The 26,051-nt window shown below is 61.3% G+C and carries 26 protein-coding genes; 13 read left to right on the top strand and 13 right to left on the bottom strand.

Features of this window, described 5'->3' with window-relative positions:
- Positions 1 to 5 precede the first annotated feature (5 nt).
- The 10 genes from ACK509_RS04255 to ACK509_RS04210 form a co-directional block, all read right to left on the bottom strand.
- Positions 6 to 701, bottom strand: a complete 696-nt coding sequence (locus ACK509_RS04255) for a carbonic anhydrase (RefSeq protein ID WP_410765251.1) — start codon at positions 699 to 701, stop codon at positions 6 to 8.
- A gap of 93 nt (positions 702 to 794) precedes the next feature.
- A complete protein-coding gene (locus ACK509_RS04250) occupies positions 795 to 3,245 on the bottom strand; it encodes a DUF2309 domain-containing protein (RefSeq protein WP_410765250.1) in 2,451 nt (816 codons plus the stop codon).
- Complete coding sequence (locus ACK509_RS04245; RefSeq protein ID WP_410765249.1) at positions 3,235 to 4,722, bottom strand: proton-conducting transporter membrane subunit; 1,488 nt, start codon at positions 4,720 to 4,722, stop codon at positions 3,235 to 3,237. The genes ACK509_RS04250 and ACK509_RS04245 overlap by 11 nt, the downstream gene beginning before the upstream one ends.
- A 292-nt stretch (positions 4,723 to 5,014) precedes the next feature.
- The gene (locus ACK509_RS04240; protein ID WP_410765248.1) at positions 5,015 to 5,497 is read right to left on the bottom strand and encodes an Lrp/AsnC family transcriptional regulator; all 483 of its coding nucleotides are present in this window, start codon (positions 5,495 to 5,497) and stop codon (positions 5,015 to 5,017) included.
- A 50-nt stretch (positions 5,498 to 5,547) separates the two neighbouring features.
- Positions 5,548 to 7,437 (bottom strand): PH domain-containing protein, encoded by a 1,890-nt coding sequence (locus tag ACK509_RS04235; protein WP_410765247.1) that lies wholly within the window; start codon positions 7,435 to 7,437, stop codon positions 5,548 to 5,550.
- Complete coding sequence (locus ACK509_RS04230) at positions 7,434 to 7,907, bottom strand: PH domain-containing protein (RefSeq protein ID WP_410765246.1); 474 nt, start codon at positions 7,905 to 7,907, stop codon at positions 7,434 to 7,436. The genes ACK509_RS04235 and ACK509_RS04230 overlap by 4 nt, the downstream gene beginning before the upstream one ends.
- 84 nt (positions 7,908 to 7,991) lie before the next feature.
- Positions 7,992 to 8,768 carry a hypothetical protein gene (locus tag ACK509_RS04225; protein WP_410765245.1) on the bottom strand — a complete coding sequence of 259 codons (777 nt, stop codon included), beginning with the start codon at positions 8,766 to 8,768 and terminating at the stop codon, positions 7,992 to 7,994.
- The gene (locus tag ACK509_RS04220) at positions 8,765 to 8,893 is read right to left on the bottom strand and encodes a hypothetical protein (RefSeq protein ID WP_410765244.1); all 129 of its coding nucleotides are present in this window, start codon (positions 8,891 to 8,893) and stop codon (positions 8,765 to 8,767) included. Before ACK509_RS04220 ends, ACK509_RS04225 begins: the two co-directional genes overlap by 4 nt.
- A gap of 95 nt (positions 8,894 to 8,988) precedes the next feature.
- Entirely contained in the window at positions 8,989 to 9,435 is a 447-nt protein-coding gene (locus ACK509_RS04215) for a transporter (RefSeq protein ID WP_410765243.1), read from the bottom strand.
- A gap of 47 nt (positions 9,436 to 9,482) precedes the next feature.
- Entirely contained in the window at positions 9,483 to 10,169 is a 687-nt protein-coding gene (locus ACK509_RS04210; RefSeq protein ID WP_410765242.1) for a YqjF family protein, read from the bottom strand.
- Positions 10,170 to 10,330: 161 nt separating this feature from the next.
- Here ACK509_RS04210 and ACK509_RS04205 point away from each other — a divergent pair, with 161 nt between their 5' ends.
- The 3 genes from ACK509_RS04205 to ACK509_RS04195 are packed head-to-tail and all read left to right on the top strand — an operon-like array spanning position 10,331 to position 11,698.
- A complete protein-coding gene (locus ACK509_RS04205; protein WP_410765241.1) occupies positions 10,331 to 10,570 on the top strand; it encodes a hypothetical protein in 240 nt (79 codons plus the stop codon).
- A 59-nt stretch (positions 10,571 to 10,629) separates the two neighbouring features.
- Positions 10,630 to 11,478, top strand: a complete 849-nt coding sequence (locus tag ACK509_RS04200; RefSeq protein ID WP_410765240.1) for an aldo/keto reductase — start codon at positions 10,630 to 10,632, stop codon at positions 11,476 to 11,478.
- Positions 11,471 to 11,698, top strand: a complete 228-nt coding sequence (locus tag ACK509_RS04195) for a hypothetical protein (protein ID WP_410765239.1) — start codon at positions 11,471 to 11,473, stop codon at positions 11,696 to 11,698. The genes ACK509_RS04200 and ACK509_RS04195 overlap by 8 nt, the downstream gene beginning before the upstream one ends.
- Before the next feature lies 1 nt (position 11,699).
- Here ACK509_RS04195 and ACK509_RS04190 read toward each other — a convergent pair whose 3' ends face one another.
- Positions 11,700 to 12,728, bottom strand: a complete 1,029-nt coding sequence (locus ACK509_RS04190; RefSeq protein ID WP_410765238.1) for a succinylglutamate desuccinylase/aspartoacylase family protein — start codon at positions 12,726 to 12,728, stop codon at positions 11,700 to 11,702.
- An 82-nt stretch (positions 12,729 to 12,810) separates the two neighbouring features.
- On the opposite strand from ACK509_RS04190, the gene ACK509_RS04185 reads away from it, so the two are divergent.
- From ACK509_RS04185 to ACK509_RS04160, 6 genes are all read left to right on the top strand, one after another.
- On the top strand, positions 12,811 to 14,157 hold the full coding sequence (locus tag ACK509_RS04185) for an NADH:flavin oxidoreductase (RefSeq protein ID WP_410765237.1): 1,347 nt from the start codon (positions 12,811 to 12,813) through the stop codon (positions 14,155 to 14,157).
- Between the two features lie 27 nt (positions 14,158 to 14,184).
- Complete coding sequence (locus ACK509_RS04180; RefSeq protein ID WP_410765236.1) at positions 14,185 to 14,559, top strand: helix-turn-helix domain-containing protein; 375 nt, start codon at positions 14,185 to 14,187, stop codon at positions 14,557 to 14,559.
- Positions 14,560 to 14,853 carry a hypothetical protein gene (locus tag ACK509_RS04175; RefSeq protein ID WP_410765235.1) on the top strand — a complete coding sequence of 98 codons (294 nt, stop codon included), beginning with the start codon at positions 14,560 to 14,562 and terminating at the stop codon, positions 14,851 to 14,853.
- 185 nt (positions 14,854 to 15,038) lie between these two features.
- On the top strand, positions 15,039 to 15,461 hold the full coding sequence (gene trxA, locus ACK509_RS04170; protein WP_410765234.1) for a thioredoxin: 423 nt from the start codon (positions 15,039 to 15,041) through the stop codon (positions 15,459 to 15,461).
- Positions 15,462 to 15,532: 71 nt separating this feature from the next.
- The gene (locus ACK509_RS04165) at positions 15,533 to 17,011 is read left to right on the top strand and encodes an AMP phosphorylase (protein WP_410765233.1); all 1,479 of its coding nucleotides are present in this window, start codon (positions 15,533 to 15,535) and stop codon (positions 17,009 to 17,011) included.
- A gap of 60 nt (positions 17,012 to 17,071) precedes the next feature.
- Positions 17,072 to 18,025: a ribose 1,5-bisphosphate isomerase gene (locus ACK509_RS04160; protein WP_410765232.1), complete on the top strand. Its 954-nt coding sequence runs from the start codon at positions 17,072 to 17,074 to the stop codon at positions 18,023 to 18,025.
- A gap of 12 nt (positions 18,026 to 18,037) precedes the next feature.
- Here ACK509_RS04160 and rbcL read toward each other — a convergent pair whose 3' ends face one another.
- Together rbcL and ACK509_RS04150 are read right to left on the bottom strand one after the other, a co-directional pair.
- Positions 18,038 to 19,282 (bottom strand): type III ribulose-bisphosphate carboxylase, encoded by a 1,245-nt coding sequence (gene rbcL, locus ACK509_RS04155; RefSeq protein WP_410765231.1) that lies wholly within the window; start codon positions 19,280 to 19,282, stop codon positions 18,038 to 18,040.
- Positions 19,283 to 19,366: 84 nt separating this feature from the next.
- Positions 19,367 to 21,292, bottom strand: coding sequence for a DEAD/DEAH box helicase (locus tag ACK509_RS04150; protein ID WP_410765230.1), 1,926 nt, complete (start codon positions 21,290 to 21,292; stop codon positions 19,367 to 19,369).
- A gap of 140 nt (positions 21,293 to 21,432) precedes the next feature.
- Here ACK509_RS04150 and ACK509_RS04145 point away from each other — a divergent pair, with 140 nt between their 5' ends.
- The 4 genes from ACK509_RS04145 to ACK509_RS04130 are packed head-to-tail and all read left to right on the top strand — an operon-like array spanning position 21,433 to position 26,041.
- Positions 21,433 to 22,884 (top strand): hypothetical protein, encoded by a 1,452-nt coding sequence (locus tag ACK509_RS04145; protein ID WP_410765229.1) that lies wholly within the window; start codon positions 21,433 to 21,435, stop codon positions 22,882 to 22,884.
- A 6-nt stretch (positions 22,885 to 22,890) separates the two neighbouring features.
- On the top strand, positions 22,891 to 23,556 hold the full coding sequence (locus tag ACK509_RS04140; protein WP_410765228.1) for an ABC transporter ATP-binding protein: 666 nt from the start codon (positions 22,891 to 22,893) through the stop codon (positions 23,554 to 23,556).
- The gene (locus ACK509_RS04135) at positions 23,553 to 24,698 is read left to right on the top strand and encodes an ABC transporter permease (protein WP_410765227.1); all 1,146 of its coding nucleotides are present in this window, start codon (positions 23,553 to 23,555) and stop codon (positions 24,696 to 24,698) included. Before ACK509_RS04140 ends, ACK509_RS04135 begins: the two co-directional genes overlap by 4 nt.
- Positions 24,699 to 24,721: 23 nt before the next feature.
- Positions 24,722 to 26,041, top strand: coding sequence for a hypothetical protein (locus ACK509_RS04130; RefSeq protein WP_410765226.1), 1,320 nt, complete (start codon positions 24,722 to 24,724; stop codon positions 26,039 to 26,041).
- Positions 26,042 to 26,051 lie beyond the last annotated feature (10 nt).

Below are 26,051 nucleotides of genomic sequence, written 5' to 3'. Positions count from 1 at the left end.
GGTCGCTATCGAAGCGATTTCACACGAGAGGCGAACCGTTCGGGAACCAGTTCGGTGAGTGTCTCGGCGTCTGATTCTCCGTTCGCGGCGACGAGATACACGGCACCATCTTCCGCGCCGTACGCGTGCTGGAAGTCGTAGACGAAACCCCAACAGTTGGTCGCTTCGGGAACTTCTCGGCTCTCGCTCAGGAACTCGACTTGCCGGACGACGGCGTACTCCACGAGTCGATTGACGGCATCGTCTGCCGGTGTCGTCTCGTCGAAGAGACCCAACTCGCGTGCTTCCTCGACCAGGGGCACGAGACGAGAGAAAGACGCCTCGACGGCGGGCGGGACGTCGCTGAACTCGTCACCAGAGACCAAGTTGTATGCGGCTGTAACCGCCCCGCATCCCGTGTGTCCGAGGACGACGACGTCGGAGACGCCCAACGACGAGACGGCGTACCCAACAGCGTCGTTGACGACGAGTTCGTCGTCCACGTGTGTCCACACCTGGTTCCCCACGTTGACGGACTTGAAGAGTTCGCTGGCCTTATCGACATTCCAGACGGCCTCGACTGCCACACGTGAGTCCGAGCATCCGACAGAGACGATAAGTGGATGCTGTGCGCCTCGATGGCCTTCGAAGTGGTCCACAGCGAGTTGTTCGACGTGGCGCTCGTTGCCGGCTAAGAGTGATGCCAGTATCGAATTTGTCATTGTTTGGAGAACTCACTCTGTGGTAGTAAATGCCAAGGATGGAGTGGGTTCTCGACAGTTGCCGGGAGAACGAGTGGACACTCGGCCAACGAGTCAGTCGTCGGCGGCGATTGGTGCCACTGTGGGTTTCTCGCTCGCTTCGACCTGTGCGGCCTCCTCGGGCTTTTCAGGAGTCGTCCACGACAGGTCACCGTCGTAGTGGAAAGCCGTGCCGTCGCGTGTCGGGTCCACGACGGTCAACGAGAGCCATCCGTTGTCGAGCAAGTCGGTCACGTCGGCGTTCACTTCGAGGATGTCGGTCACGCGCTCGACTGGTGCGTGAATCACCGTCGAGAGGCGGAGCGGTTGGTGGTACGGCACGTCGTCGGACGCCATGAGTGATTGCAGTGGGAGACCGGTCATCAGGTCGCCGCCGTTGCCCTGGTAGACGCCGACGTTTCCGACGGGGTTCTGGGTGACCTTCGAACCGCTGCCGTACACCGCGTTGTCTACCGTCGAGAAGTAGTACTGGCTGTTTATCCACTGGGTGACGACGAGTGGCCCACCGACGATAGCGGCCAGCGCATCGCCCGACTCGTCTTTCTGCCAGTCGTACGAGTGGAGGAACGAGCGGCCATCGAGATTCACGTCCTCTGTGAGTGAACGCGGGCCGACGACGAAACCAGCGTTCCCGGCAAGGCCCCACTCTGGCCGAGTCTCTGCCCAATCGGCAGCGCGGCGTTCTGCTTCACGAGTCCCCGGCGACGACGCGCCCATCGACGCGGTGCGTTCGGCGGTCGAATCTGCGCGAGCAGTCTCGAGGTCGCGACGGAGTTGTTCGACGTCGGCCTCGTGACTCGCCGGAATATCGGCGGTGAAGAGGCTCACTTCGTCGGTCGTGGTGTTGTGTTCACCGGCGACGAAGACGGTGTCGGTGGGAATGTCGAATCCGCGGTCACGAAGTGCGGATTTGACTTCCTCGTCGTTGCATATCGTGGCGAGGACGCGTGCGCTCGGGCCGCCGGGGTTGCCAGCGCAGGCACCGCAGTCGAGACTGGATTCGAACGGATTGTTCGAGGTCTGACTGGCGTGGCCGACGAAGGCGACGACCCGAGCGAACTCGTCCCATCCCATCAGTTCGAACGCCGTCGTGGCGTACTCGACTTTCTCTTCCGTGGACAGGCCGTGTGGGAGACTTCCCTCGCCGTGCGGGTCGTGGTCGAGTCCCGGTTCACAGAAGTCGGCGTGTGCCGGAACGCGCTCTTCGGTGGCGGTGAGGATGTCGTACACCTGCGCCGGAAGGAGTGTCCGGGCAGTGAGCGCGGCACCGTAGGCACTTCCAGTACTCTCGACGAAGCTGAAGACGGTCGCAGCGTTCGACGTGAGCGACTTGAGGGTCTTCTTCGCAGTACGCTTGGTCTCCACCCACGTGTCGTACCGGTCGTGGTCGTGGTCGTGACTGGCGACTGGTTGGTCGGCGACGAAGTGTTGTGCGTCGAGAATCGGTGGGCAGGCGTCTGTCGTCACCTCGGAGTCGTAGGCCTGATAGCGCATCGGGATACCGAAGAACCCGGCGTAACCGTAGGTTTCGTAGGCCCCCGTCGATTCGATGTGGCGACGAATAATCTCCGAGCGCGTGTCGATACAGAAGACCAGTTGTGCATCCGGGCGTCCACCGTCTCCGGGCGTCTGGGGCGACTGACTCGTCTCGGTCACGGCATCGACGAGTTGCCCGCGGTACGTGGCTTCCCACGCACGCAACCAGCACTCGGCGAGTGGAACGTCGTCGCTGGGGTGCTGTTCCTGAGTCGATGCCGCTGTCCACTCAGCAGGTGGAGTCAGTTGTCCATCGAGGTGGTCCGTGAGGACGACCCGAGCGGCGAGATACTCCGTGAGAGTAATCGGCGAAGCGGCGTTCCAGTCGCTTTCGCTGGCCTCGCGTTGCTTGATGAGACCCGTCCAGCCGGGGAGCCTGCTGAGGTGGTACTCGAAGAGCGAGGCCCAGTCTTCCTCGGGAACGGTCGAGAGTACCGTCTCGAGTGCAGCTATGGGGTCGTCCGGATAGGTTGTGATGGCACTCCGGTTCGGGAGCGACTGGTCGTGACGAGCAACAGAGCGAAACGCGGCGTAGAATCCCTGCTCGCGGTTCGGCATCGACCACGAAGCGTGCCCCTCGTCGAGGAAGGCCGCGAGCCACTTCGTCAAGGTTTCGTCGATGGCTTCCTGCCCCGTCGTTTCGTCGTCTCCCTGCGGAGTCGTTTCGGATGCGGACTCCATCTGCGCCAGGAGCGTCTCCGGGTCTTCGTCGTATCCGTGTTCTGCTAACTCGTTCTGGAGTGTCTCGAGGTCGATTTGCCCTGCTTCGAACGCAGCGCGGAACACGTCGGCACTCGGGTACCCATCTCCACCGAACAGCGACTCAGCCTGTTCGACGGCTTCGTGGAAAGGCCGGTCTTCGAACCCGCTGAGTGGGTTCGCCGTCACGAACGAGTGGAGCGGCCAGACCCGTCCGACGGTGGTTGCAGCCTGTTCGATGGCGTCGAGTATCGTGTCGTTAGTGTTCATTGTACTCCTCTCTGGTAGTCGTAATCGTTCCTGGTGCGGGTGTCGTCGCGTTCACGAGAGTCACGTACAGGCGGTGACTCCGCTGGTAGACGCCACTCTCGATGGCGAGGTACGCGAAGACGAACGCCGCGGCGACGGCGAGGTGAACGACCGTCAATTCGGTCGGAGCCGTCACGAGCGGGACGCCGACCAGCGCGTGTTCGATGAGTGTGTACACCCACGCGTAGACGGCGATTGCCGGGAGGAAGACCAGCGCGACACCCCCGTATCGAAGGGCCGCTGGCAACGACGAGTTCCGGACGACCCCACGGGCGGCGTGCATCGTCGTCAAGACGACCAACCCCGCGAGAAGCAGGCCACTGTCGAACGCCGTCCCTTCGCCGGTGAGCGTGGCGAAGACGACCCCGCCTGCGAGTGCGGTCACCAGTATCGCGGCGATTCCGGCAAGGCCCAGCGATTGTGGTTCGGCGTTCGGTGCGCGTGGATTCTGCTGTTCGACGTTGTTCCCTGCCGAGAGGAACTGGTAGGCTTTGTAGAACCCGTGGAGGATGAGGTGGGTGATAGCCGCGCCGAAGAAGCCTAGTCCCGCTTGCATGAACATGAACCCCATCTGTCCGATAGTAGAACAGCCGAGTTTGCCTTTGACGTCGGTTTGGACGGTCTTCAGAAGCTTTCCGAGGAGGGCACTCACCGCGCCCGCGACCACGATGACGAGCATGAATCCATCGTCGACGGTGACGACCGGCGCGAACCGAAGTAAGAGGATGCCGCCAGCGTTGACGAAGCCAGCGTGCATCAACGCGGACGCGGGCGTGGGTGCGGTCATCGACGACAGAAGCCACGTGTGGAACGGGAGCAGCGCCGATTGAACCATCGCTGCCAACAGAAGTGTCGCCGCCGCGGTGAGTACTATCACCGAGGGTGCCACTGCCGACGCGGTGACCGCGGAGATGGTCGTCGCACCGGTTTCCCACCACACCAGTCCGAGGGCGACAGCGAGCAATCCACTACTCGCGACGAAGTACCGGCGGGAAGTGGCGGCAGCACGGCGGGCCTGTGGCCACGTATCGACGTGTCCGATGAGGCTGCTCATCACTAATCCCATGGTCAGCCAGAGGACCGCAAAGACGACGAACGAGTTCGAAGCGACCAGCGCCATCACGACGAGCGTGAACGAGAACACGCGGGCGAAGAACGCCGAGAGTGCGCTGTCACCGGCCATGTACCGGCGAGAGTAGCTGTGGACGATTCCGCTGAAGAACGTCACGACGACCCACATCACCACGGTCAGCCCATCGACGGCGAAGAGACCCCACAGTGACCACGTCTCGGTACTCGACAGTCGGACGGCAGTCACGACGACGCTCACGAACCACAGTGCCCACACGACTCGCGTGAGAGTCGCAGGCAGCCGTGACGTCGAGATAGCTGGTCTCGGAAGCGGTCCGATTTGTGGTTGTCTCGTCTTCTCTGTCATCGTTCGTGGATTGTGGCCCGTCCGTGGACGACCTCTCACGACGAGAGCGACGAACACGGAATGTCCTTATCTCGACGTATACACGAACACATTGGGTAATAAAATCTCCTATTGGAACATTATGTTCGGAGAGATGGGGTGTAGGAACGCATTGGTAATCGTTAACATACTACTGTCTGTTCCGCGCGAGCGTGTAGGAGAGTCCGGTTGAAGACGTTCGACAGTCTCACTGAGCGACTCGATGGAAAAGCGAGAGAATGAGGGCTGCCGTCGTCGCAGCACGGCGATTTCGTCAGTCGCCTTCGTCTGAGAGAGTGCGGGTGAACCCACCGAACGGTGTCGTCTTGTGGGTTCGGACGAGTACTTCGTCGGCGACAGTCAACCCGAGGTCGAGGAGTTCCTGTGCGACCGGCGTGATGTCGTCGTCGTTCTCGCCGACGACGGTGACGAGGAGGTTCTTCTCACCGGTGACCAACTCTTGGACGGAGACGACGCCGTCGATAGCCAACACGTCTTCTATCTTTTTCCCTCGTTCGGGAATCGGCGCGGTACAGAACAGGAGCATCTGGAGCGGATAGCCGGATTTCTGGTAGTCGATGGCCGCGTGGTAGCCTTTGATAATCTGACGTTCTTCGAGGCGCTTGATTCGCTTTCGGACGGTGCTGTCTGATGTCCCAGACCGTTTTGCGATTTCGCTCGACGACAGATTTCGCGCGTCTTCCTGTAGCGCGTAGAGGACCGCTCGGTCAACGTCGTCGATATCGTCGGTAGCCATACCAGTACGTATCAACGGCCTGAGAAAGATATTTTGTTCTCGAAGGTCGGTTAGCGACGGTCCGAACTAGTTCCACCATCGTAGCCGGAATCGTCGCTTTCGTCGGGTTTCGATGTCGATTTGTCGGCATCGCCCGTCTCGGTGTCTTGGTCTTCCTCCGAATCGACTGTGTCGCCATCCTCGTCGCTGTCCTCGTCGTCGATTCCGTCGCTCGCGCCGCCGTTCTCCCCGTTTTCGACCCCATCCTGCTCGTCCGACCGAGTAATTGGACCAGAGTAGACGAACGGGTCCGCTGGTTCGTTGGTAGTGCGGTCGGCGTCGGCGTTGTGGTTAACGTTGGCAGTGTCGTCAACGTCGGAATTGGTGTCTGCGTCGGCAGTGTCGTCAGCGTCGGTCACATCTGACTCCACGTGGTTGCCACCAGTCGAGATACCGAGTGCTGCTTGTCGAGCGCGCTGCCGCTGTTCGCGGCGTTTGACGAGTGCGTCACCGAGACGCTCGTTGAGTCGATTCTGGAGGACAGTCGCGTCTCCGGCGTCGATATCGACTGCCGCCGCGTCGCCACCGACCAGCGAGAGCGTCCCCGCAGTGTCGGCGGTGACTGTCGAAACCCGCCAGCGACGTTGGAACGGCGTTCGCCGTTGGATAATCGTCTGAATTCGGTAGTACGGAACGAAGCGCGTCGTCCGTTTCCAGAACCCGTTTCGCGTCACGAAGTGGTTCTCGGTGAGCCCGTGGCCCCGATGTCGCCACTGGTAGACGCCTGCCATGACCGCACCGGGAATCAAGATAAGCGGTGCGTACCACGGAATCGCCTGTGGAAGTACCCAGTTCATCGCGAACAATCCGAGCGTAATCGCAACCAGCACGAGCGAGTTCCGGACCGCGTAGCGTCGGCGGATTCGCGTGGGGGGACGTTCGAATTCCGGCGGCGAGACGCCTTCGAGGTCTTCGATCAATTGGACGACGCGCTCGCGCCGCGAGAGTGGAATCGCGGCCTCTGACCCACGTCGCGCACGGCCCGACCCCGAACTATCGCCGCCGGGCGTGTATCCCGCCGTCTCGACGTAGAGCGTCGCGTAGCCGAAGTGGCGCTTCAGTGGATTGTCCTCGATGGTGAGCGTCTGGAGTTTGTCGAGCGGAATCGACCCGTTGTATCGTTGGAGCAAGCCACGTTCGTATTGGAGTTCGTCGCCGACGCGAGTCAATCGGAAGCCGTAGTAGTTGAGGACGGCCGAGACGAATCCCGTCGCCCACGCGATGAACGCGACGAGGAGTACCAGCAGGCTGATACCGAAGAGTAACGCGGCGATTCCGGTGAGTGGAATCGGAATGTCGGCGAACGATGCGAGAACGGGGAAGATACTCGACCCGAAGACGAGTACTGCACCGGGCAAACGCAGGTCGAACGATAGCGCGCCGACGATGGCGAGTTCGCGCGGCTCTAACTCGAAGAGTACGTCGCGGTCGGGTTCGGGTGCCGCTTCGTCTGCTTCGCCGCGTTTCAGTCGGGCGACTTCGCGCTGGATGCGGAGTGCCTCGTCGTAGCTGACGAAGTGCAGACTGCCTTCGGTATCGTCGCCACCGGCGGTTTCGAGGTCCACCGCGGCGATGTCAAAGAGGCGCTGCGCGATGTTACGCGAGATATCGACGTTCTGGATTCGTCGGTACGGAATCTCGCGGTTCCGACGCGAGAAGACACCCGAGCGGATATCGAACGTATCGGGGGTGAGTTCGTACTCGAATCGCTGGTAGCGGGCGAACTCGAAGCCAACGATGGCGAGGATGACAAGGCCCGCCAAGAGGATGCCGCCGAGTGCGCCGAGGAAGCCACCGAGTGCGGCCCCACCGGAGAAGGCGAAAAACGCGAGCGCGAAGACGATGCTGATGCTCCGCTGGGCGGCCCGATATGGCACCGAGAGGAGCGACAGTTGCGTCATACCGCGTCTTCGCCCTCGGCGCGGATAGCGAGGCGCTTGAGTTGGTCTTGCAAGTCGTCGGCGCTGTCGAGTGCAAGTCCGGGAACTGAGACGTCAGCGCCGCGAGACCCTGCCGTGTAGACGATAGTCGATGCGAGACCGATGAGGCGCTCGATGGGGCTTCGTTTCGTGTCTACGTGTTGAATCCGGACGAACGGAACGACAGTTTTCACCTTGGTGAGTACGCCGCGTTCGAGGTACAGCGAGTCGTCGCGAATTTCGTACTGCCACGCCCGGTATCGGAGTAGCGCGCTGGCCACCCCGACGACGAGTACTATCCCGCCCAGACCGACCGACGCAACTGCCCAACTCACTGGAAGTGGTATCGTCGCAAACCGTAGTGCGAGTCCGACGCCCACACCGACGATGAGCGCGAGAACGACCGCACGGAGAAGCCAAAGAAGCCGGATACGAGGGTGCAGTCGAGTCACTGCACAGCCTCCGTTCGCAGAATCATATGCACACCACTCAGTGAATCGCTAAAAATGTGTGGCTGACGAAGAACTCAAACCGAGTCACGGCGTCGCGGCGAGATGGCGTTCGACACGCCGACTCGCCGTTTCGATAACTTCACCGAGTTCGGCCAGCGTCGCAAGCGTCGGATACCGAGCGTCGAGCTTCTGGTAGAGAAACTCCGTCACGTCGGCGTGCAGTGGGGACAGCGACTGTCGGTGGGCGACAATCGTCGCCAGCCGGGTCTCGAGGACCGTATCGAGTCGTTCGTGGAGGTCGCCGACTGATTCGTACAGTGCCCAAAGCGCATCGAATCCTCGGTCAGGAAGCGGGACCCTATCGAGTTCGCACAAGCGTGCGTGGATTTGGACTGCTTCGTCGCGGACTGCTTCGAGTGACGACGCTTCGGCATCGACGACTTCGATAAAATCGACGCGTTCGACGTACGAGGCGGTCGCCGCGGAGACCATCCGTTGTCGAAGCGTCTCGGAAAGTCCGTTCGAGGACTGGAACACCGCCGCAACGTCGGGTCCGAACTCCTCGCGCAGACTAGTTTCGAACGAATCACCGTACTCGGATTCGTAGTGTGGAACCGACATGACGGTCCGTTCGTACGACCGCTGCACCCGTTCGAGCGAGTTGTCCGTCTGCTGTCGGGCGCTCAAGAGCGGCGGTGTCTTCGTCGGCACGGATGTTTTCTGATTGACGATGTCGGCGTGGAACGAGCGGAAGGCTTCGCGCTCGTCAACACAGCGGCGGCGCTCGGTCCGAAGGGCGTGTTGGGCGGCGTCCAGTCGGGGCAAATCCACCCCTGATTCGGGAGATGATGCGTTCATCATCGCTCGATTGTCCGACTGTAGGTTCCGAGTTCGGTCGCCCGGTAGACGCGGATGTCGCCGGAATCTCGACACAGCTCGATGTGAAGTGATGTCTCGGTGACGGCAGCCTCATCGTCCCGTTGCATACACGACTACCGACTCGGTGGGGGAAATTAAACATGTCGTATAAAATATATATTTTAGAATAGAGTTATGCATACTCTCCGTACGGCTCCGGAGTTCAATTGAGAAGCAGGCCAGCGTCGATGAGGAGGAACACCGCGACGACGGCAGCACCGAGGTAGAACGGCGCGGCGTTCTCGGCGGGTGTTCTGACCTTCTTCTGTGCGAGACCGTCTTTCGCTCGGCTACTGCCGATTTCGACGAGCGCCGTCAGGACGAACCACAGTGCGAGCATCGTGAGTACGAGGTGGCCGCGACCAGACCCGAAGAGCGACCCAACGGTGTAGCGAGTTCCGGCGAGGTGGCCACCGGTAACGAACATCAACAACGCGGCGATACGCGAGCCCATGGTGAGACGAGAGATGATGACTTCGAACGCGGCGGCGCGGATGTTACCTGCGCGAGCAGTCGGAAGCACAGCGGCGGCGAAAAAGAGGACGCTCCCAGTCCACAGACCTCCGACGAGCAGATGCACTGTTGCCATCACAGTATCGATAAGTGTCATAGGTGGTGCTTCGTTCCTCGATGCTTGAACGTTTCACTTCCCTACCGTTAGCGAAGTATCGATGGCAGTTCGGCAGTCACGGCCACACCCTCCGAATAGTGGACGAGCGGCTTTCCCTCGGGATGTTCGAATCCGCAGGCCTCGAACAGCGTGTTCGCTCGAACTTCGAGCGTCGCCGCTTCGAGCGGCCACGGTTCGTGGTCGATTTTCCCGATGACGATGGGCCACTCGTCGGTGTAGAAGCGGTAGTTTTCGACCAGAAACTCGTCCAGTGACCCCCGTTCTGCGGTAACTGGGTCGCTCGTTGGTCGACAGGTCGCATCGATGTGAGACGCAGGATTTCCGGAGATTCCGGGCCGATAGCTCTGGATAGTCACCGAATCGTCGTGCCGTCGAAGCGACATCGTCGCCCGGTGATACGGGAGCCGGACAGTCGCTCGTGCGACGACCACGGCGAGCAAGTCAGCTGCATCGAGGGTGAAAAAGTAGACACCACGCTGGCCGCCGGACGTTGGTTCGACGTAGGTTCGGAGATTCACTTCTGGAAACGACAGACTGAACGGCACGCCTCGTGGCCTGATATCGTCCATCTGGAACGTGACGACACTGAGCCACGCCTGCCCGTCGTAGGTTGCAACCGAGAGGTCATCCGGTAGTCGCGATTCTACGACCGCCGGGGCGACAGGCCAGTGGGCGAACATCGTGTCTCGCCACTGCATCGAGAGCGCGTCCATAGCGGAGAGAGGAAGGCCAGGGGTGAGTGGGTTTCGGCAGAACACAGAGAGGTTCGAATGACGCTTTGCACGTGCAGTCGCACGCCTCAGTGTGAGGTAAATTCGGGTTTTGCCCCCGGCGACCCCCGAATTTATGTCACACCATGTGAATGTGTGTCGATATGGACGACGAGACGGACGACGCCGAACGTGCTTTCCGTCGTCGCATCCGGCGTCGAAAGGTCCTGAGAGGTATCCTCTTCGTACTCATTCCGCTGAGCGCCGCCTGTGGATACGTGCTTCTCTGGGGGAGTGCCTTTGGACACTCACTCTCTGAAGCGCTCCCGTTTCTCGGGATTATCGTCGCAGCCGCCGTGTTTTGCGCGTTGCTGACGGTCGGCATCACCGCGTTGACTTCCTGACTGACGGCGACACAGGCACGCGCCGAAACGGCCACCTTTCTGGCGGTCGAATGAGAGGTATGGTCCTGAACAACGCGAGCGACACGTTCGACATCGGCGGCGAGATGACCGTCCACCGACTTGGCTTTGGCGCGATGCGAATCACGGGCGAGAACATCATCGGCGAACCCGACGACGTGGCCAATGCGAAGAAAGTCCTCCACGAGTCCATCGCTCGTGGCGTGGACCTCATCGACACCGCCGACTCCTACGGCCCGGCCGTCTCTGAGCGACTCATCGGTGAGGCGCTCGCACCCTATCCCGACGACCTCGTGGTCGCGACGAAAGGTGGCCTCCTCCGAAATATGGCTGGTGAGTGGAAACCGAACGGCGACCCCGACTACCTCAGAAACGCCCTTTTGAGCAGTCTCGACCGCCTTCGAGTCGATACCATCGACCTGTATCAACTCCACCGACCCGACCCGCACACACCCTTCGAAGACTCCGTTCACGCCCTCGCAGAGATGAAAGACGACGGGCTAATTCGGCACGTCGGTCTGTCGAACGTCTCGGTCGACCAACTCGAAACCGCCCGCGATATCGTCGAAATTGCCACCGTACAGAATCGCTACAACGTCGGCGACAGAGACTTCGAAGCCGTCCTCGACGCCTGCGAAGATGCGAACATCGGGTTCATCCCATGGTTCCCACTCGGCGCGGGTGATTTCGAAGCGAAAGAAAACGACGTGTCCGCTGTCGCCACGAAACACGACGCGACACCACAACAAGTCGCCCTCGCGTGGTTGCTCCAGAAGTCCGAGGTGATGCTTCCGATTCCGGGTACCTCCAGTGTGTCGCACCTCCGCGACAACATCGCCGCCTCGCACCTCACGCTCGACGAGGAGGATATGACCAGACTCGGTGAGTAACGTGGACTGCCCGGTCTGTGAGACGCCATCAGATTCCGTCTCGGTCCACGACCACGGGGTGATGGTAAACCTGCTCCATAACGCTCGCTACCGGCGAGTCTGCTTCGAACCCTTCGAAAAAGACGGTCGCCCGCACATTCGGTTCTATCATCACACGCACGAGCAGGTGGGCACTGACGACGTGACGCATAACCAGCGCGACGCAGGCGCAGGCGGCTAAATTAGCTCCACGGACGCTCGGTGAACTCTCCGGCCTCGATTTCGCGTTCGATTTCACGGAGCGTCTGGTCGTCCACGCTCACGAGGTGGCAGAGTGGGTGGCCGGGGGCGGCGACAGGATTCTGGAGGACGCCAACGACGAGTCCGGTAAACGGCACGGCGACCTGGCGCTCACGCGTCTTGAAGTGGTCCGAGATGGTGCAGATAGTGTCGCCTTCGTAGACCAACGGAACGTCGCCGTACTGCATTTCGACGAGTCCACCAACGTCTGCTCGGAGCCACGTCTTGTCCTTTGCGGAGTCGATGATTCGCGTCCAACCGGGCCAGTGAACCGCCTCGCCGGGGAGGACGCCGTACTCGGCGAGAACGCTCTCGACACCATCGAGTGCCCGGTCCACGAGCGCGAGTTGGAACCGGTGAGCGCGACCCATCTCGACGGTAATCATCGGAATGCCGTCGTTGGTTGCGACGGTGCGGAGCGACCCTGCTTCGGCCTCTCCCGAGAGGATGAGGTTGGCACCGAACGCCCGAGCGAGTCGCGCGACTTCTGGGCGGTTCATGTCGGCACGAACGTGGTACATCGTCGTCCGATTCCGCGTCGAGGTGTGGAAGTCGATACCGATGTCGCAGGGTTCGACGAATCGCCGGTAGATTTGATTCGCCATCCGCTCGGCGGTGTTCGCGCCGTCACGCCCCGGAAACGACCGATTGAGGTCGAGGTCGTAAATCGGAATGTAGCGCTGTTGGGCGAGATAGCCGGGAACGTTGGCGACGTGAATGCAGACGAGCGTACCGTGGATATCCGCTGGTGAGTAGGTGTCTGCGACTTCCTGCATCACCTTTACGCCGTTGAGTTCGTCGCCGTGCAGTGCGGCGTTCATGAACACCTTCGGGCCGGGATGCTCGCCGTTGATAATCGTCACCGGAATCTCGACGGGGTCGCCCAGATACGTCTCGCTGATTTCGTAGCGGACGTGTCGGGTTTCACCCGGTGGGACTTCCGCGTCGTATCGGAACGGTTCGGGTTCCATTACCCGGCAATCGGGCGGACGTGGCAAAAAGTGTGAGTTCCACGGCGCGCCGATTTTTATCTGAGGCAACCAACTGGATGTCATGACTCACCCGCGTCTCGACGACCCACTCGATATCGGGAGTGTGACACTCCCGAATCGGTTGTATCGGGCACCCCTCTTGGAGTGTGCCGGAACCGGACCGGAGGCTGTTGAGACGCTCATCTCCGAACTCGAACCCGCTGCACGGGCAGGCGCGGGACTCGTCTGTCAGGGTGCGACAATCGTCGCCGACGAAGGCGGGTGTGCGGCACCCGAGATGACTCGCGTCACCGATCCAGAATTTGTTGCCAACCTCCGCGAACTCACCGACCGAATCCACGAACACGGGGCGAAGATTGCCATTCAGTTAGAACACGGCGGCCTTCGGAGCATGGAGACGTGGCACACCGAGTACCGAGATGCCAACTCGGGACTCCGACAACTCGCCGTCTCACCGGTCCCGAAACCGCTTCGACTGCTGGACCGACTCGGCTTTCTCGACTACGACGCACACGTCCTCGACACCGACGAAGTGTACGAACTCGCACGCAATTTCGGCCGGTCGGCGGGGATGGCAGTCGATGCCGGATACGACATCATCCATATCGCGGGTGCGAACATGGGAATCGTCCACCAGTTTCTCTCGCCGTTCTACAACCGCAGAGCCGACGAGTTCGGCGATGGCCCTCGATTCCTCGAAGTCGTCTACGACGAGATTCGCGCGCAGGCGGGCGACGTGCCAGTGATGACGAAAGTGCCCGCCGAGACGGCTGCACCGCCCGGAATTGGCCCGCACCTCACCGAAGACGACGCACGTTCCATCTGTCGCCGACTGGCCGAGTACGGATACGATGCGGTCGTTCCGGTCTCGGGGTCTGTCGTCTGGGATGCGAGCATCGTTCGCGGGTCGTATCCGGCACGAGCGTGGGAGGACGAACGCTATCAATCCGGCTACGAGTCGGCGTTTGGTGGGAAAGTTCGGTCACGGCTCGTCGCACTCGGCAACCGAATCGAGGCGTGGTGGTACGACTTCGACCCCGCGTGGAACGGCGAGTTGTGTCGTCGCGTCCGCGACGAGGTTTCCGTACCCGTTCTCTGTGAAGGCGGCATCCGCGAACGGGGCGAAATAGACCGATTACTCGGGTCGGCGTGTGATGCGGTTGGGATGGCGCGGCCGTTCTACGCCGAACCAGAACTTCCGGCGCGCTTGCTTGGCCGCGATGTGACACCGGAGACGCGGGCCGTCTGCGAGAGTTGTAACAACTGTGCAGTTCCGCAGGTCACCGGTGCGCCGGGTGTGTGCCGAACACCGTCTGTGCTTCGTGCTGCTGGCGAACTTCGAACCGTGGGTGCCTACGACCGACCTGCGAAATCGGTCGATGACGTGCCGACCGACCCGGAGGGTTAATAAGATGTTCCTCAGTCAATTGATGTAATGGCGCGCGACCGGTCTGCGATGGAGTCAGCCCAATTGGCGGCGGTACTCGACGCGCTAGACGACACGGACGCACGAGCCATCATCACAGGACTCGAAGAACCAATGACGGCGAGTGAAATTTCTGACGTGTGTGGTATCCCGCTCTCGACGACCTACCGGAAGTTAGACCTGCTAACTGATGCGGCGTTGTTGCGAGAGGGCACACAGATTCGTGCGGACGGCCATCACGCGACCACCTACGAGATCGCGTTCGACCAAGTGAGAATCGCACTCACCGAAGACCGAAGTTTCGTGGTGGATATCGAACGACCCGAGCGCGCACCCGAAGAGCGCCTCGCGGATATCTGGTCTGCAGTTCGGAGGGAAACGTAAATGGGACACCTCAGTGGCTCACCGACGGTTGCAACGCTCATCATCATCGTCAAGACGGGGATTCTCATCCTCGGTGGCTTGATTACTTACTTCAGTCTCAAGGCGTATCGCCGAACCGGCTCTTCGGCGCTTCGAGCCTTGGCGCTCGGATTCGGTATCGTCACCTTCGGCGCACTCCTCGCAGGTGCGTTCGACATGCTGTTGTCTATCGACTTTGCCACCGGTGTTCTCGTCGACGCGGTGTTGACGTTCGTCGGCTTTGCGGTCATCACGTATTCACTCTACGTCGAGTGATGCGTGTGCTGAGCGGGCACGACACCTCGACCCATCCCTGACTCTCACTGAGACTTCTTTGCCTTCGATACCACACTCACCCGACCAATCGTAGATTCACACTGAGGGTTGTTCGCACACACCGCGACATTGTATTGTCTCAAATGTGCAAAACTCTTATTTCGATTCGGCCTGTACCGTGTTGTATGTCCGACGAAGAACTCGAAGCAATTCGCCAGCAGAAACGTGACGACCTCTCGGAAAAGGTTGAACGAGGAGCGTCTGAAAACGGAGAATCTGCCGGTGTGCCCAGCGAACCAGTCTACGTAAACGGCGCGACTGAATTCGAAGATGTCATCTCATCGTACGACGTCGTCCTCGTCGATTTCTATGCAGACTGGTGCGGACCGTGCAAGATGCTCGAACCAACCGTGAAAAAACTCGCCGCCGACACTGACGCGGCTATCGTGAAAGTCGATATCGACCAGAACCAGCAACTCGCCATGCAGTATCAGGTTCGTGGCGTCCCCACCGTGATGGTCTTCGCCAACGGCCAACCCGCCGAGCGCCTCGTCGGCGTTCGTGGATACGAGGATTACGAGAGAGTTATCGACTCGCTTCTCGCCTAATCCGGTTTCTCGCCTGGTTCGGTCTCGTTTTCTGGGTGACAGTTTATCGCACTCTCGCGCCAAGATGAGGCATGGAACTCGACGTGGAACCCATCGACATCGGGTCACGCGCACCGACGGTTCTGTTGAACGAGGCCGATGCCGCTGACCTCGGCGTCCACGCCGTCGAGCGCGTCCAACTCCGTCACGCGAACGGTACTTCGGTCGCTATCGTCGAACTCACGGACAAACTCGTCCCCTCCGGCGTCCTCGGTGTGACGCGCCGCCTCGGACACATCGAAGGTCCGGTGACCGTCTCTATCGCCCCGCAACCAGCCTCCGTCTCGGCGATTCGCAAGAAACTCGACGATATCGAACTCGAGCACCACGAACTCCACCAACTCGTGCGCGACATCTACGAAGAACGCCTCTCAGACGTCGAACTCGGTGCGTACGTCTCTGCGGTCTATACGAACGGACTGTCGCTCACTGAGACGCTTCACCTCACCGAGTGCATGGCCGCTATCGGCGAGCAAATCCAGTGGGACGAACCAATCATCGCCGACAAACACTCTATCGGCGGCGTCGCAGGCAATCGCGTCACGCCGATTCTCGTCCCAATCGTCGCCTCTGCAGGTGTGAAAATCCCGAAAACATCGTCGCGCGCGGTCACGTCCGCCGCAGGGACTGCCGATACGATGGAAGTGTTGTGTGATGTCGATTTCTCAATCGAAGAGATACGACACATCGTCGAAGACGTTGGTGGATGTCTCGTCTGGGGCGGCGCGGTGAATCTCTCGCCAGTAGACGACCGCATCATCCGAGCCGAGACACCGTTGTCTATCGACCCACGTGGGCAACTCATCGCCTCCGTACTCTCGAAAAAAAAGAGCGCAGGTTCGACCCACGTCGTCATCGATATCCCCTACGGCGAAGGCGCGAAAGTCCTCTCACTCGCCGACGCTCAGGAGTTGGCGACCGATTTCAAGCGTGTCGGTGAACATCTCGCGATGAATATCGAATGTGCGATTACAAATGGCGCTGCACCGGTCGGCCGCGGCGTCGGACCGCTACTCGAAGCGCGCGACATCCTCGAAACGCTCGCCGGAGAAGGACCGTCGGACCTCCGAATCAAGGCGATTCGACTCGCAGACCTGTTGTTCGAATTGGTCGGCGTCGATGCCGATGCCGCACAGATATTGGACTCGGGTCGCGCAGAAGCGACCTTCCGCGCGATTCTCGAAGCCCAGCGCGGCGACCCAGATATCCGGGCCGACGACCTCGTTCCCGGCGAGCATACGCATCGCGTGTACGCCGACCGACCCGGCGTTATCACCCACATCAACAACATCCACATCAACGAAATCGCCCGCCGTGCAGGCGCGCCAAAGGACCTCGCCGCAGGACTCAAACTCGGCCACCGCCTCGGTGATACCGTCGTCGAAGGCGACTTGCTCTTTACGGTCTACGCCGAGTCGCCCGACAAACTCGCTGATGCGAGAAAACTCACGACGCGCGTCGAAGCCGTTCGGGTTCGGCACCCCGACGAAGCACTCATCGACCGCGTGTGAACTGCGTCCAAGCGGTCAATTGCTGCTATCATTTTTCCCGCTGACGAGCGTAATACGAGCATGACCGACCGCGTCCATCCAGAGGTCCGACGAATCGCGGACGATATCGACACGATGGAGATTCGCGGTGCCGCGACGATTGCGGATGCGGCCGCCCGCGCCCTCCGCGTGCAGGCTATCGAGAGCGATGCGACAGACCCCGACGTACTCCGTGCTGACCTCCGTGCGGCCGCTCGAACTCTCCTCGAGACCAGACCGACCGCAGTGAGCCTGCCGAACGCACTTCGCTACGTCCTTCGCGGCACGAACGCCCAGACCGTCGAGGGAATTCGGGAGAATGTCGAGGCGGCGGCGACGGAGTTCTGTGCCCGACTCGACCGCGCCCAAGCCGACCTCGGACAGGTCGGTGCGAACCGCCTCCGCGACGGCGACGTCATCATGACTCACTGCCACTCGACCGACGCGCTCGCCTGCGTCGAAGCGGCGGTCGAACAGGGCAAACACATCGAAGCAATCGTCAAGGAGACACGCCCCCGCAATCAGGGTCACATCACCGCGAAAGCACTCAACGAGATGGGCGTGCCGGTCACGCTCATCGTCGACTCGGCGGCCCGGCGCTATCTGAACGACGTGGACCACGTACTCGTCGGTGCGGACGCAGTTGCGGCAGACGGCAGTGTCATCAACAAAATCGGAACGAGCGGTCTCGCGGTCAACGCCCGCGACAGAGGCACGCCAATCATGGTCGCCGCGCAGACGCTCAAACTCCACCCCGGCACGATGACCGGCCACACGGTCGATATCGAGATGCGTGAAACTGAGGAAATCATCGACGACGAGACGCTCGCCGAACTCGGCAATCCGACGGTCAAAAACCCTGCATTCGACGTGACGCCGCCGCGCTACGTCGATGCAATCGTTACCGAACGTGGGCAGTTCCCGCCCGAGAGCATCGTCATGCTGATGCGCGAACTGTTTGGCGAACACACGACCGAACCGTGGGCCGAACCCTGATTTCGATGCTCGTTAGCGCGGTGTCTCGGTGCCCCACTTGTCGAGGGCGACAGCGAGTTCGGGCGTCTCCTCGGCGGCTTCACTGATTGGTTTTCCGTCCACGTAGGCGTCGATAGCGGCGCGAAGGGCGATTGCTCCTGCGCGGGTGCCATCGGGGTGGCCGTGGATACCGCCACCGAGTTGGACACAGACGTTGGTTCCCGTTGCATCGAGGAGGTCTGGAACGAGGCCGGGGTGCAGGCCGCCGGAGGCGACCGGAAGCACGTCGGTCATGCCGTACAGGTCGCCCGCAAGCCACTCGTTGATACCGACGGTGTCCTCGTTAGCGAGTTTGCCGAGTCCCGCCGTCCCGGTGTGGAGTTGGTCCACGCCGCAGAGACGAGAGACCTGTGCGAGTACACGCATCGAGACGCCGTGATTCGGCATGCGGTCGAAGGCGGCGTGCATGGCCCGATGGGCGTGAATCGCCATGCCGTGTTTCTCGGTTCGCTCGCGGACGGTCTGGAGGCCCGCCCAGCCTGCGGTGATGATATCGACCATGACGTACTCGCCACCTTGGGCGGCGACTTCGTCTACTCGGTCGAGCATCGTGTTCGTGTCTGCGGTGACGTTGATGAGGTACGATTTCACCTCGCCCGTCTCGTCTTGGGCGTCGTCGCGGAGCGCGAGCGACTCAGTGAGCCTATCTGAGAAGGGATTGAACGCCTGGTCCGTGAGGTTCTCGTCGTCCTTCAGGAGGTCCACACCGCCGACCCACGCCTCGTACCCGATTTCGGCGTGTGCGGCGGTCGAAAGGCCGACCTTCGGTTTCGGAACGGTAGCCGTGATTGGCCGGTCAGTGACGCCGAAAATCTCTTTTCGTACACTGGACCCGAAGTGCGGGCCGGGGTAGGTAGAGACGACTGCTTCGGGCCACTCGCAGTCCACGAGGCGAATCGTATCGACTGCTTTCATGCCCATGATGTTGCCTGCGATGCAGGAGAGTACCTGCGGCATGTTTCCGGGTTCGAACAGCCCAGCGGGGTAGGCCACTTTGATGATGTCGCCGTCTATCGAAAAGGCGGTCGCACCCATGTCGGTGAAGTCCGCGCCCGTTCGGAGGGCGGCCCACGTCCCGTTGGAGGATTCGGATGCCACCCGACTTGCCGCCGCTTCGGTACTCATTCCGGTCGCGGGGTCGATGCGGAACGTACAGACCAAGTCTTCGCTCGATGGTTCGTAGCCGAGGTCGAGGAAGTCTTCGTAGGTGATACCCATAACCCGCTTCTACGCGACGCGGGAGCATAAAACGGCATCCCGAGGTGACTCTCGTCCCCTGATTGGAAACAATTCGGTCGGTAGCTATGGCGACAACAACGCCCGAACCTCTCTGAACTGCGGCACGTCCACCTCAAGAACGCCGCAAAGTGCATCCGCCGCACCGAGCAACCACTCGGCGCGCTCGATGCGCGATTCGAGGTCACCCGGCCCGATGCGGTACTGGTCCACGAGGTCGTCGATACTGACGCCTTGGGACCACTCGTGGAGGATTCTCGCAGTTTTGACTGCCGTCAACCACTGCTCGAAGGATTCGGCTTCGCCCATCGCAGTCGTGAACTCTGCGGCGTGGGTGCGGGCGTACTGGTACATCACCGCGCGTTCACGATTCCCAAGATAGGTATCGAGCATGTCGTGCGTGTCGCAGATGACCTCCAGCGCGGTTCGCGCCGTTACGTTCTTCTCGTCCATCGTCTGAATCGTTCGGATACCATCGACGATGCTCGCCCCAGTGGTTGGCGAGATGTACTGCCGCGAGGTTTGGAGGCCGAGCGGTGTGGCCGACAGCGACTCGCCACCACCCTCGATTTCGAGCATCTCCAACTCTGAGAGTTCGAACACGACATCTCGTACGAGGTCGGTCAGGTCGCCGTCTGGATTCTGGTGGGCGTAGTAGGTCGCCGAGAACACGTCCGCAACGCCATCCAAGGAGTCTGCGAAGTCGGAGGCGACGACCGAGAGGACGTGCGTCCGGAGGGCTTCGGGGTCGGCGAACTGCGAGTGAATGGCTTCGGCGTCGGCCTCGACGTAGCGTACTCGGAGGTCGTCTTTCGTCGTCTCGTCGCCGACGAGGACGGCTTCGCCGTATGGGTCGAGATGCGGGCGTCCGGCCCGACCACACATCTGGTGAACATCCAAAACGGGAATCCACGCCATCTCCTCGCCCGTGTAGCGTTTCTGGTCACGGATGACGACGCGACGGGCAGGGACGTTCACGCCTGCGGCGAGCGTGGGTGTGGCGCAGATGACGGCCAATCGCTTCTCTCGAAATGCGTTTTCGACGGCCATTCGGTGTGTGCTTCGAAGACCGGCGTGATGGAATCCGACGCCGGTTCGCGCGCAGTCGGTGAGTCGCCGACCGGTCATCGTTCCGCCCAGTTCTTGGAGTTCGTCAGCGAGGTTGGGGGCCGAACCGAGTTCTTCTTCGGCGAGTCGCTCGGCGAGTGCTTCGGCCTCTCGTCGGGAGCGAACGAACGCGAGACACTGGCCGCCGTTGTCGATGGCGTCGGCGACGAGTGAGACGGTCGCCTCGGTATCGCCATCGTCGTTCGGGTCGAGTGGTGGAATATCGACTGCGAGCATCGACCCGTCGTCGAATTCGACTTCCCTCTCGCAGTAGACGCCGGTTCGGAGCGAGACGGGTCGCCACGTACTCTGGACGAGTTCGGCATCCAGCCACGACGCGATATCTTCGGGATTATCGACGGTCGCAGAGAGTGCGACGATTTGGAGACCGGGAACCCGGCGCTGGAGGGTAGCGAGCGTCACTTCGAGCGTCGGGCCGCGACCCGGTGCGCCGAGCAAGTGGACTTCATCGACGACGACACAGGCGAGGTTTTCGACCCACGACGCGCCGTTTCGAATTGCAGAATCGACTTTCTCGCTGGTGGCGACGACGATGTCGTACTCGCCGAGGTCTTCGTCTGGTGCGTCGAAGTCACCGGTCGAAATCCCTGCGTTGACGCCCGGCAACGAATCGAACGTCTCGTACTTCTCGCGGGCGAGTGCGCGAAGCGGGACGATGTAGAGACCCGGCCCGTCGGCGGTGAGCATCGCCAGCTCGGCGATGAAGGTCTTGCCACTGGCGGTGGGGATTGCGGCGACGACACGGTCACCGTTTGCGACCCCCGCTTCGACGGCGGCGGTCTGTGGTGGATACAATTCCTCGATGCCTGCGTCTTCGTAGTGGGCGACGAGGGCCGACGAGAGTGGAAGGTCGCGCACGTGCATCTGTCGGATTCTCGGTGCGGACTGACTTAACTATCTTCGCCCACTGGAAGCGCCATGTCTCCTCTGTGAGAATATAGCAAGGTTCAGACAGTCTTCCCCGGCAACTATTTTTCTCACCTCGGCGATATATTAGATGAACAATGTTTCGTCGTGCCCTCTCACTCGTTCTTCTCCTCACCGTCGTCTTGGCAGGGATTCCCGTCCAACCAGTCGTCGCGCAGGCGTCTGTCTCTATTACTGATGTGACGGTTACGCCCAGCCAGCCATCACCGGACGAGCGATTTACCATCACGGCCACGATTCAGAACGCACAGGGGAGCGCCGAAGACTTCGAGGTGACCGACGTATTCGTTCGCCAAGCAGGAAAGACGAACGACATCGCCCGGGCAGAAGACCTCGGGACGGTTCCGGTCGGGAGTTCGCTGCAAGCACCAGTGACGGTTCAGCTTACGGAGACGGGAACCTACGACCTTCGTCTCACCGTCGTCGGTCGAACGAGTAGCGGCACCCAACGGCTCGAATACCCACTTATCGTCCGCGTTCGTGAGGGTGGCCCGCAAGTCGCCATAGAGACGGCGGACAGCGTCGTCGGCACCGAATCACCAGTTCGCGTCACCGTCTCCAACGGCGAGGACCAAGCGATTCGAAACCTCCGCCTCTCGCTCGAAGCGAATCCGGGGACCGTAGAGAACGACACTCGCGTCCTCCCGACGCTCGCCGCCGGGCAAGCACAGACCTTCGAGTTCGCAACCACGCCCGACACGACCGACAGCGAAGTGACCGCGACCCTCCAGTACACGACGGTCGATGGGTCGAGTAAGACTGTCGTCGTCACCGAATCTGTAGCGGCCGAACCGCTCCGCGAGTCGGTTCGAATCGACGCGAGCGTTGGCTCTGGAGCGCGCCCGGCAGTGATTGCGGACGTGACGAACCTCGGAAACGCCCCGCTCGAAGACATCGTACTCCGGGTTTCTGACGGCGACCGAACGATTATCGAACGACCAGTTGCTTCGGTTCCGGCCGAGTCGGCACAAGCGTACCAACTGAACGTCTCGTCTATCGACCGCGCGACGCTCGATGTGACCGCGACCTACCGAACCGGTGGGCAACCGGGTGAGGCACAGACGTCGCTCGAGTACGCCGCCTCGCCCGGTCGTATCCAACTCACCGGCATCGACGTCGAACAGGAAGACGATCGAATCCACATCTCGGGCAGTGCGAGTAACGTCGGCCTCAACGACGTACAGGGTGTCGTTGTTCGCGTCGTTCCCGCCGATGGCGTCGAACCTGCCCGACCCTACGAAGAGTACTTCGTGGGCACCGTCCCCGCCAGTGACTTCGTCTCGTTCGACCTCTACGCGAGAGTCGATTCGGGGGTCACCTCGGTCCCCGTCGAAGTGACGTACCTCACCGATAACGGTGAACAGACGATGCAGGCCGATATCGACGTCTCCGGATTCTCCGAGGACCAAGAAGAGCCATCCGCCGGAGGACTTGGAGGAGGCCTTGGTTCGATACTCCTCGTCGTTGGTGGCGTCGTCGCCCTCCTGGTCGTGATTGGTGTGGGTATCTTCGCGTACCGTCGGCGCTAACCACTGATGACGCATCTCCTCGAACTCCAGAACGTCTGGAAACGGTACGATACCGGCGGCGAAATCGTCGAAGCACTGCGAGACGTGGACTTCCACGCCGACCCCGGTGAGTTCGTCGCCGTCATGGGGCCATCCGGAAGCGGGAAGTCTACGATGCTCAACGTCCTCGGGTTACTCGATACGCCCACCGAAGGGACGGTCCTCCTGGAAGGAAACGACGTGACCGACCTCTCGGACCAAGAGATGACGGTCCAACGCAAGCAGTTTATCGGCTTCATCTTCCAGAGTTTCTACCTCATTCCGACGCTGACCGCACTCGAAAACGTCGAAGTGCCGACACTCTTCGGGAACGACCCCGAGGCCCGTGACAGGGCGCAATCGTTGCTCGAACGCGTCGGCCTCGGTGACAGACTCGACCACCGGCCCGACCAACTCTCGGGTGGGCAGAAACAGCGCGTCGCCATCGCTCGTGCGCTCATCAACAACCCACGCATCTTGCTCGCAGACGAACCGACGGGGAATCTCGACCGCAAGACGGGTCGGAGCGTCCTCGACCTCTTCGACGAGATTCGGAAGGAAGACGACGTGGCGGTCATCGCCGTGACGCACGACCCGCAACTCGCGGAGTTCGCCGACCGGACGGTGAACCTCATCGACGGGAGGGTACAGTGAGCTTTCTCGACGACCTCTCGCGTCGCGTTCCCGCCATCCTCATGGCTCGGCGCAACCTCTCGCGGAACCGCATTCGCTCGGGACTCGCCGTCCTCGGTATCATCATCGGCGTCCTCGCTATCGCCTCGCTCGGCATGTTCGGGACGACGCTCAGAACCGGTGCGAGTGAGCAACTCGGCGATATCGGCAACGAAGTCAGCATCTCGCCGAATCTCCAAGAGGGGGTCGAAGAACTCACCGAGCGCGACGTAGACGAGATACGTCGCGTCGTCGACGACGGAACTGTCGTCCCCATCCGTCGCGGAACGGGGGTGGTCGCCCGCGGGCAACAAGAGACGGTTGTCAGCATCTTGGGGATGGAGAATCCGGGGGCGCTCTACACCGCCAGCGACGGGCGTATCCCCGACCGCCTTCGCCAAGGCGCACTCGTCGGGTCTTCGGTCGCCGAAACGCTCGACGTAGAGGCCGGAAACACCATCGAAGTTCGGGGTCGAACGTACCGCATTGCCGCCGTCCTCGAACAAGAACAGGGAATCTCGCTCGTCAGTCCGAACAACGCAGTCGTCGTCCCAATCGACGACGTGGATGGGCCGGGCTACTCCGAAGTCGTCGTCAGCGCCGACTCGGGACAGGCGGCCAACGAATCGGCAATCGCTATTCGCGAGGCACTCAACGAACGCGAACAGCGCGTGACGGTGTTCGAACTCGCGGTGATTACCGAGAGTATCAACCAGTTCTTCGGGATTTTGAACACGTTCCTCATCGGTATCGGGTCGATTTCGCTCGTCGTCGCGGGTGTGAGCATCCTCAACGTGATGCTGATGAGTACCATCGAACGACGGCAGGAAATCGGCGTGCTTCGCGCGGTCGGTGTCCAACGCGGCGACGTGATTCGGATGATTCTCGCCGAAGCAGGACTGTTAGGAATCGCAGGCGGCGTCATCGGCGCGATGCTGTCGCTCGCGGCGGGCATGGCGCTCAACTTCTACGTCCTCAACGACGCACTGGCGACGTTCCAACCGATAAACATCCTCTACATCCTCCTCGCCGTCGGCTTCGGCGTGGCGACGAGTCTCCTCTCGGGACTGTATCCCGCGTGGAAGGCCGCCAACGAGCGTCCGGTCGAGGCGTTACGTAAATGATGGCTCACTGAGTGGGGTGGGCTATGCGCCCTCCACGTCTCGATTTCTCACGACGGTCGTTTCTTCGCAGGATTGGCGTCGGCGCGTCGGTCGGTCTCGCTGGATGTGTCGATTCTCTTCTTCGGCGTGACCCGCCTGCAACGCCCACTGAGAGCGAGATTCCGCGACCGGATGACGCGGGATACACCTACACCCACGTGACCGGTAATCGATATCTCGATGGACGCGGCGACCTCGATGTGGTCGAACCGGTCGATGTCGAAGTGCCCGGAACGCCGGTCTGGGTTGCAGGCACTCGTCCCTACTTCGGCACGGCAGAAGCCGATACACAGTGGGCCGTCGTCCTCGACGATGGGAGCGTCCACGGGTTCTTTGCCGCCGCTGACGGCGACGTCACATCGGCTTCGATTGGTCCCGACCGCATCGACGGCCCACCCGTCATCTCTTCCGAAGCGCCGCGAGTCCTCACTCACCCCGAATCGTCGCCCGACACGCATCCATTTCCACTGGGCGACCGACTCGTCACGATTGACGAAGCGGGGACCGTGACCGTCCATCCGAATCCCGAAGACGAGACCCACGAGCGCCGAACGTTCGAGATAGACGCACTTCCAGACGCCCGTATCGTCGCAAAAGGACGTTCGCTGTACGTCTTCGCCGATGCGACAACTGAGTACGACCACGACGTCCTCGGCGACTCGCTCGAAGCGGGCAGTATCGCCGTCATCGACACGGACGATTGGTCGGTCTCACGACTCTCTCCTCCCGAAGGGACTGTCTTCGAAGGTATCGCGCCGATAGTCACGTCCCTCGAACGTACTGACTCGACGCACGCCATCGCCACCGCCAGCGACGCCCAAGTCGGCGCTCGCGTGGTCGCTATCGACGTTGAAACGGGCGAAACCCTGTCGGGGGCGCCAATCGGAAGCGGGTTCCGGTGGCGACATCCGATTGCAGTCGAGGACTTCGGCCCGGGCGATACGCAGGAGATTGCGGCGGTTCGAACGCCACACATCGGTGGTGTCGCGGAGTTCTACCGACCGACCGAAGGCAGGTTAGAACTCGTTGCAACCGACGAAGGTGACTACAGCAGCCACGTCCTCGGCAGTCGGAACCTCGATGGCGGCCTCGCCGGGAAGTTCGCGGGTTTCAACCAGGAGGTGCTGGCGCTTCCAACCAGCGACCGCACGGAAATCGCACTTCTACGTCGGGTCGAAGACGGAGTGAGACAGAACGCGACGCTCGCCGTCGGTGGCGAGTTGACGACGAACCTCGCGGGAGCGAACAAGAGCTACACAGTCGCCGCCGGGCGCGACGGAAGCGTCCGCTTCTGGATTGGCTGAGCGTGTAAAG

Source organism: Haloferax sp. DFSO60 (assembly GCF_046557615.1).
In the GTDB taxonomy this organism is placed as follows: Archaea; Halobacteriota; Halobacteria; order Halobacteriales; family Haloferacaceae; genus Haloferax.
This window is presented reverse-complemented; position numbering and strand designations above follow the sequence as displayed.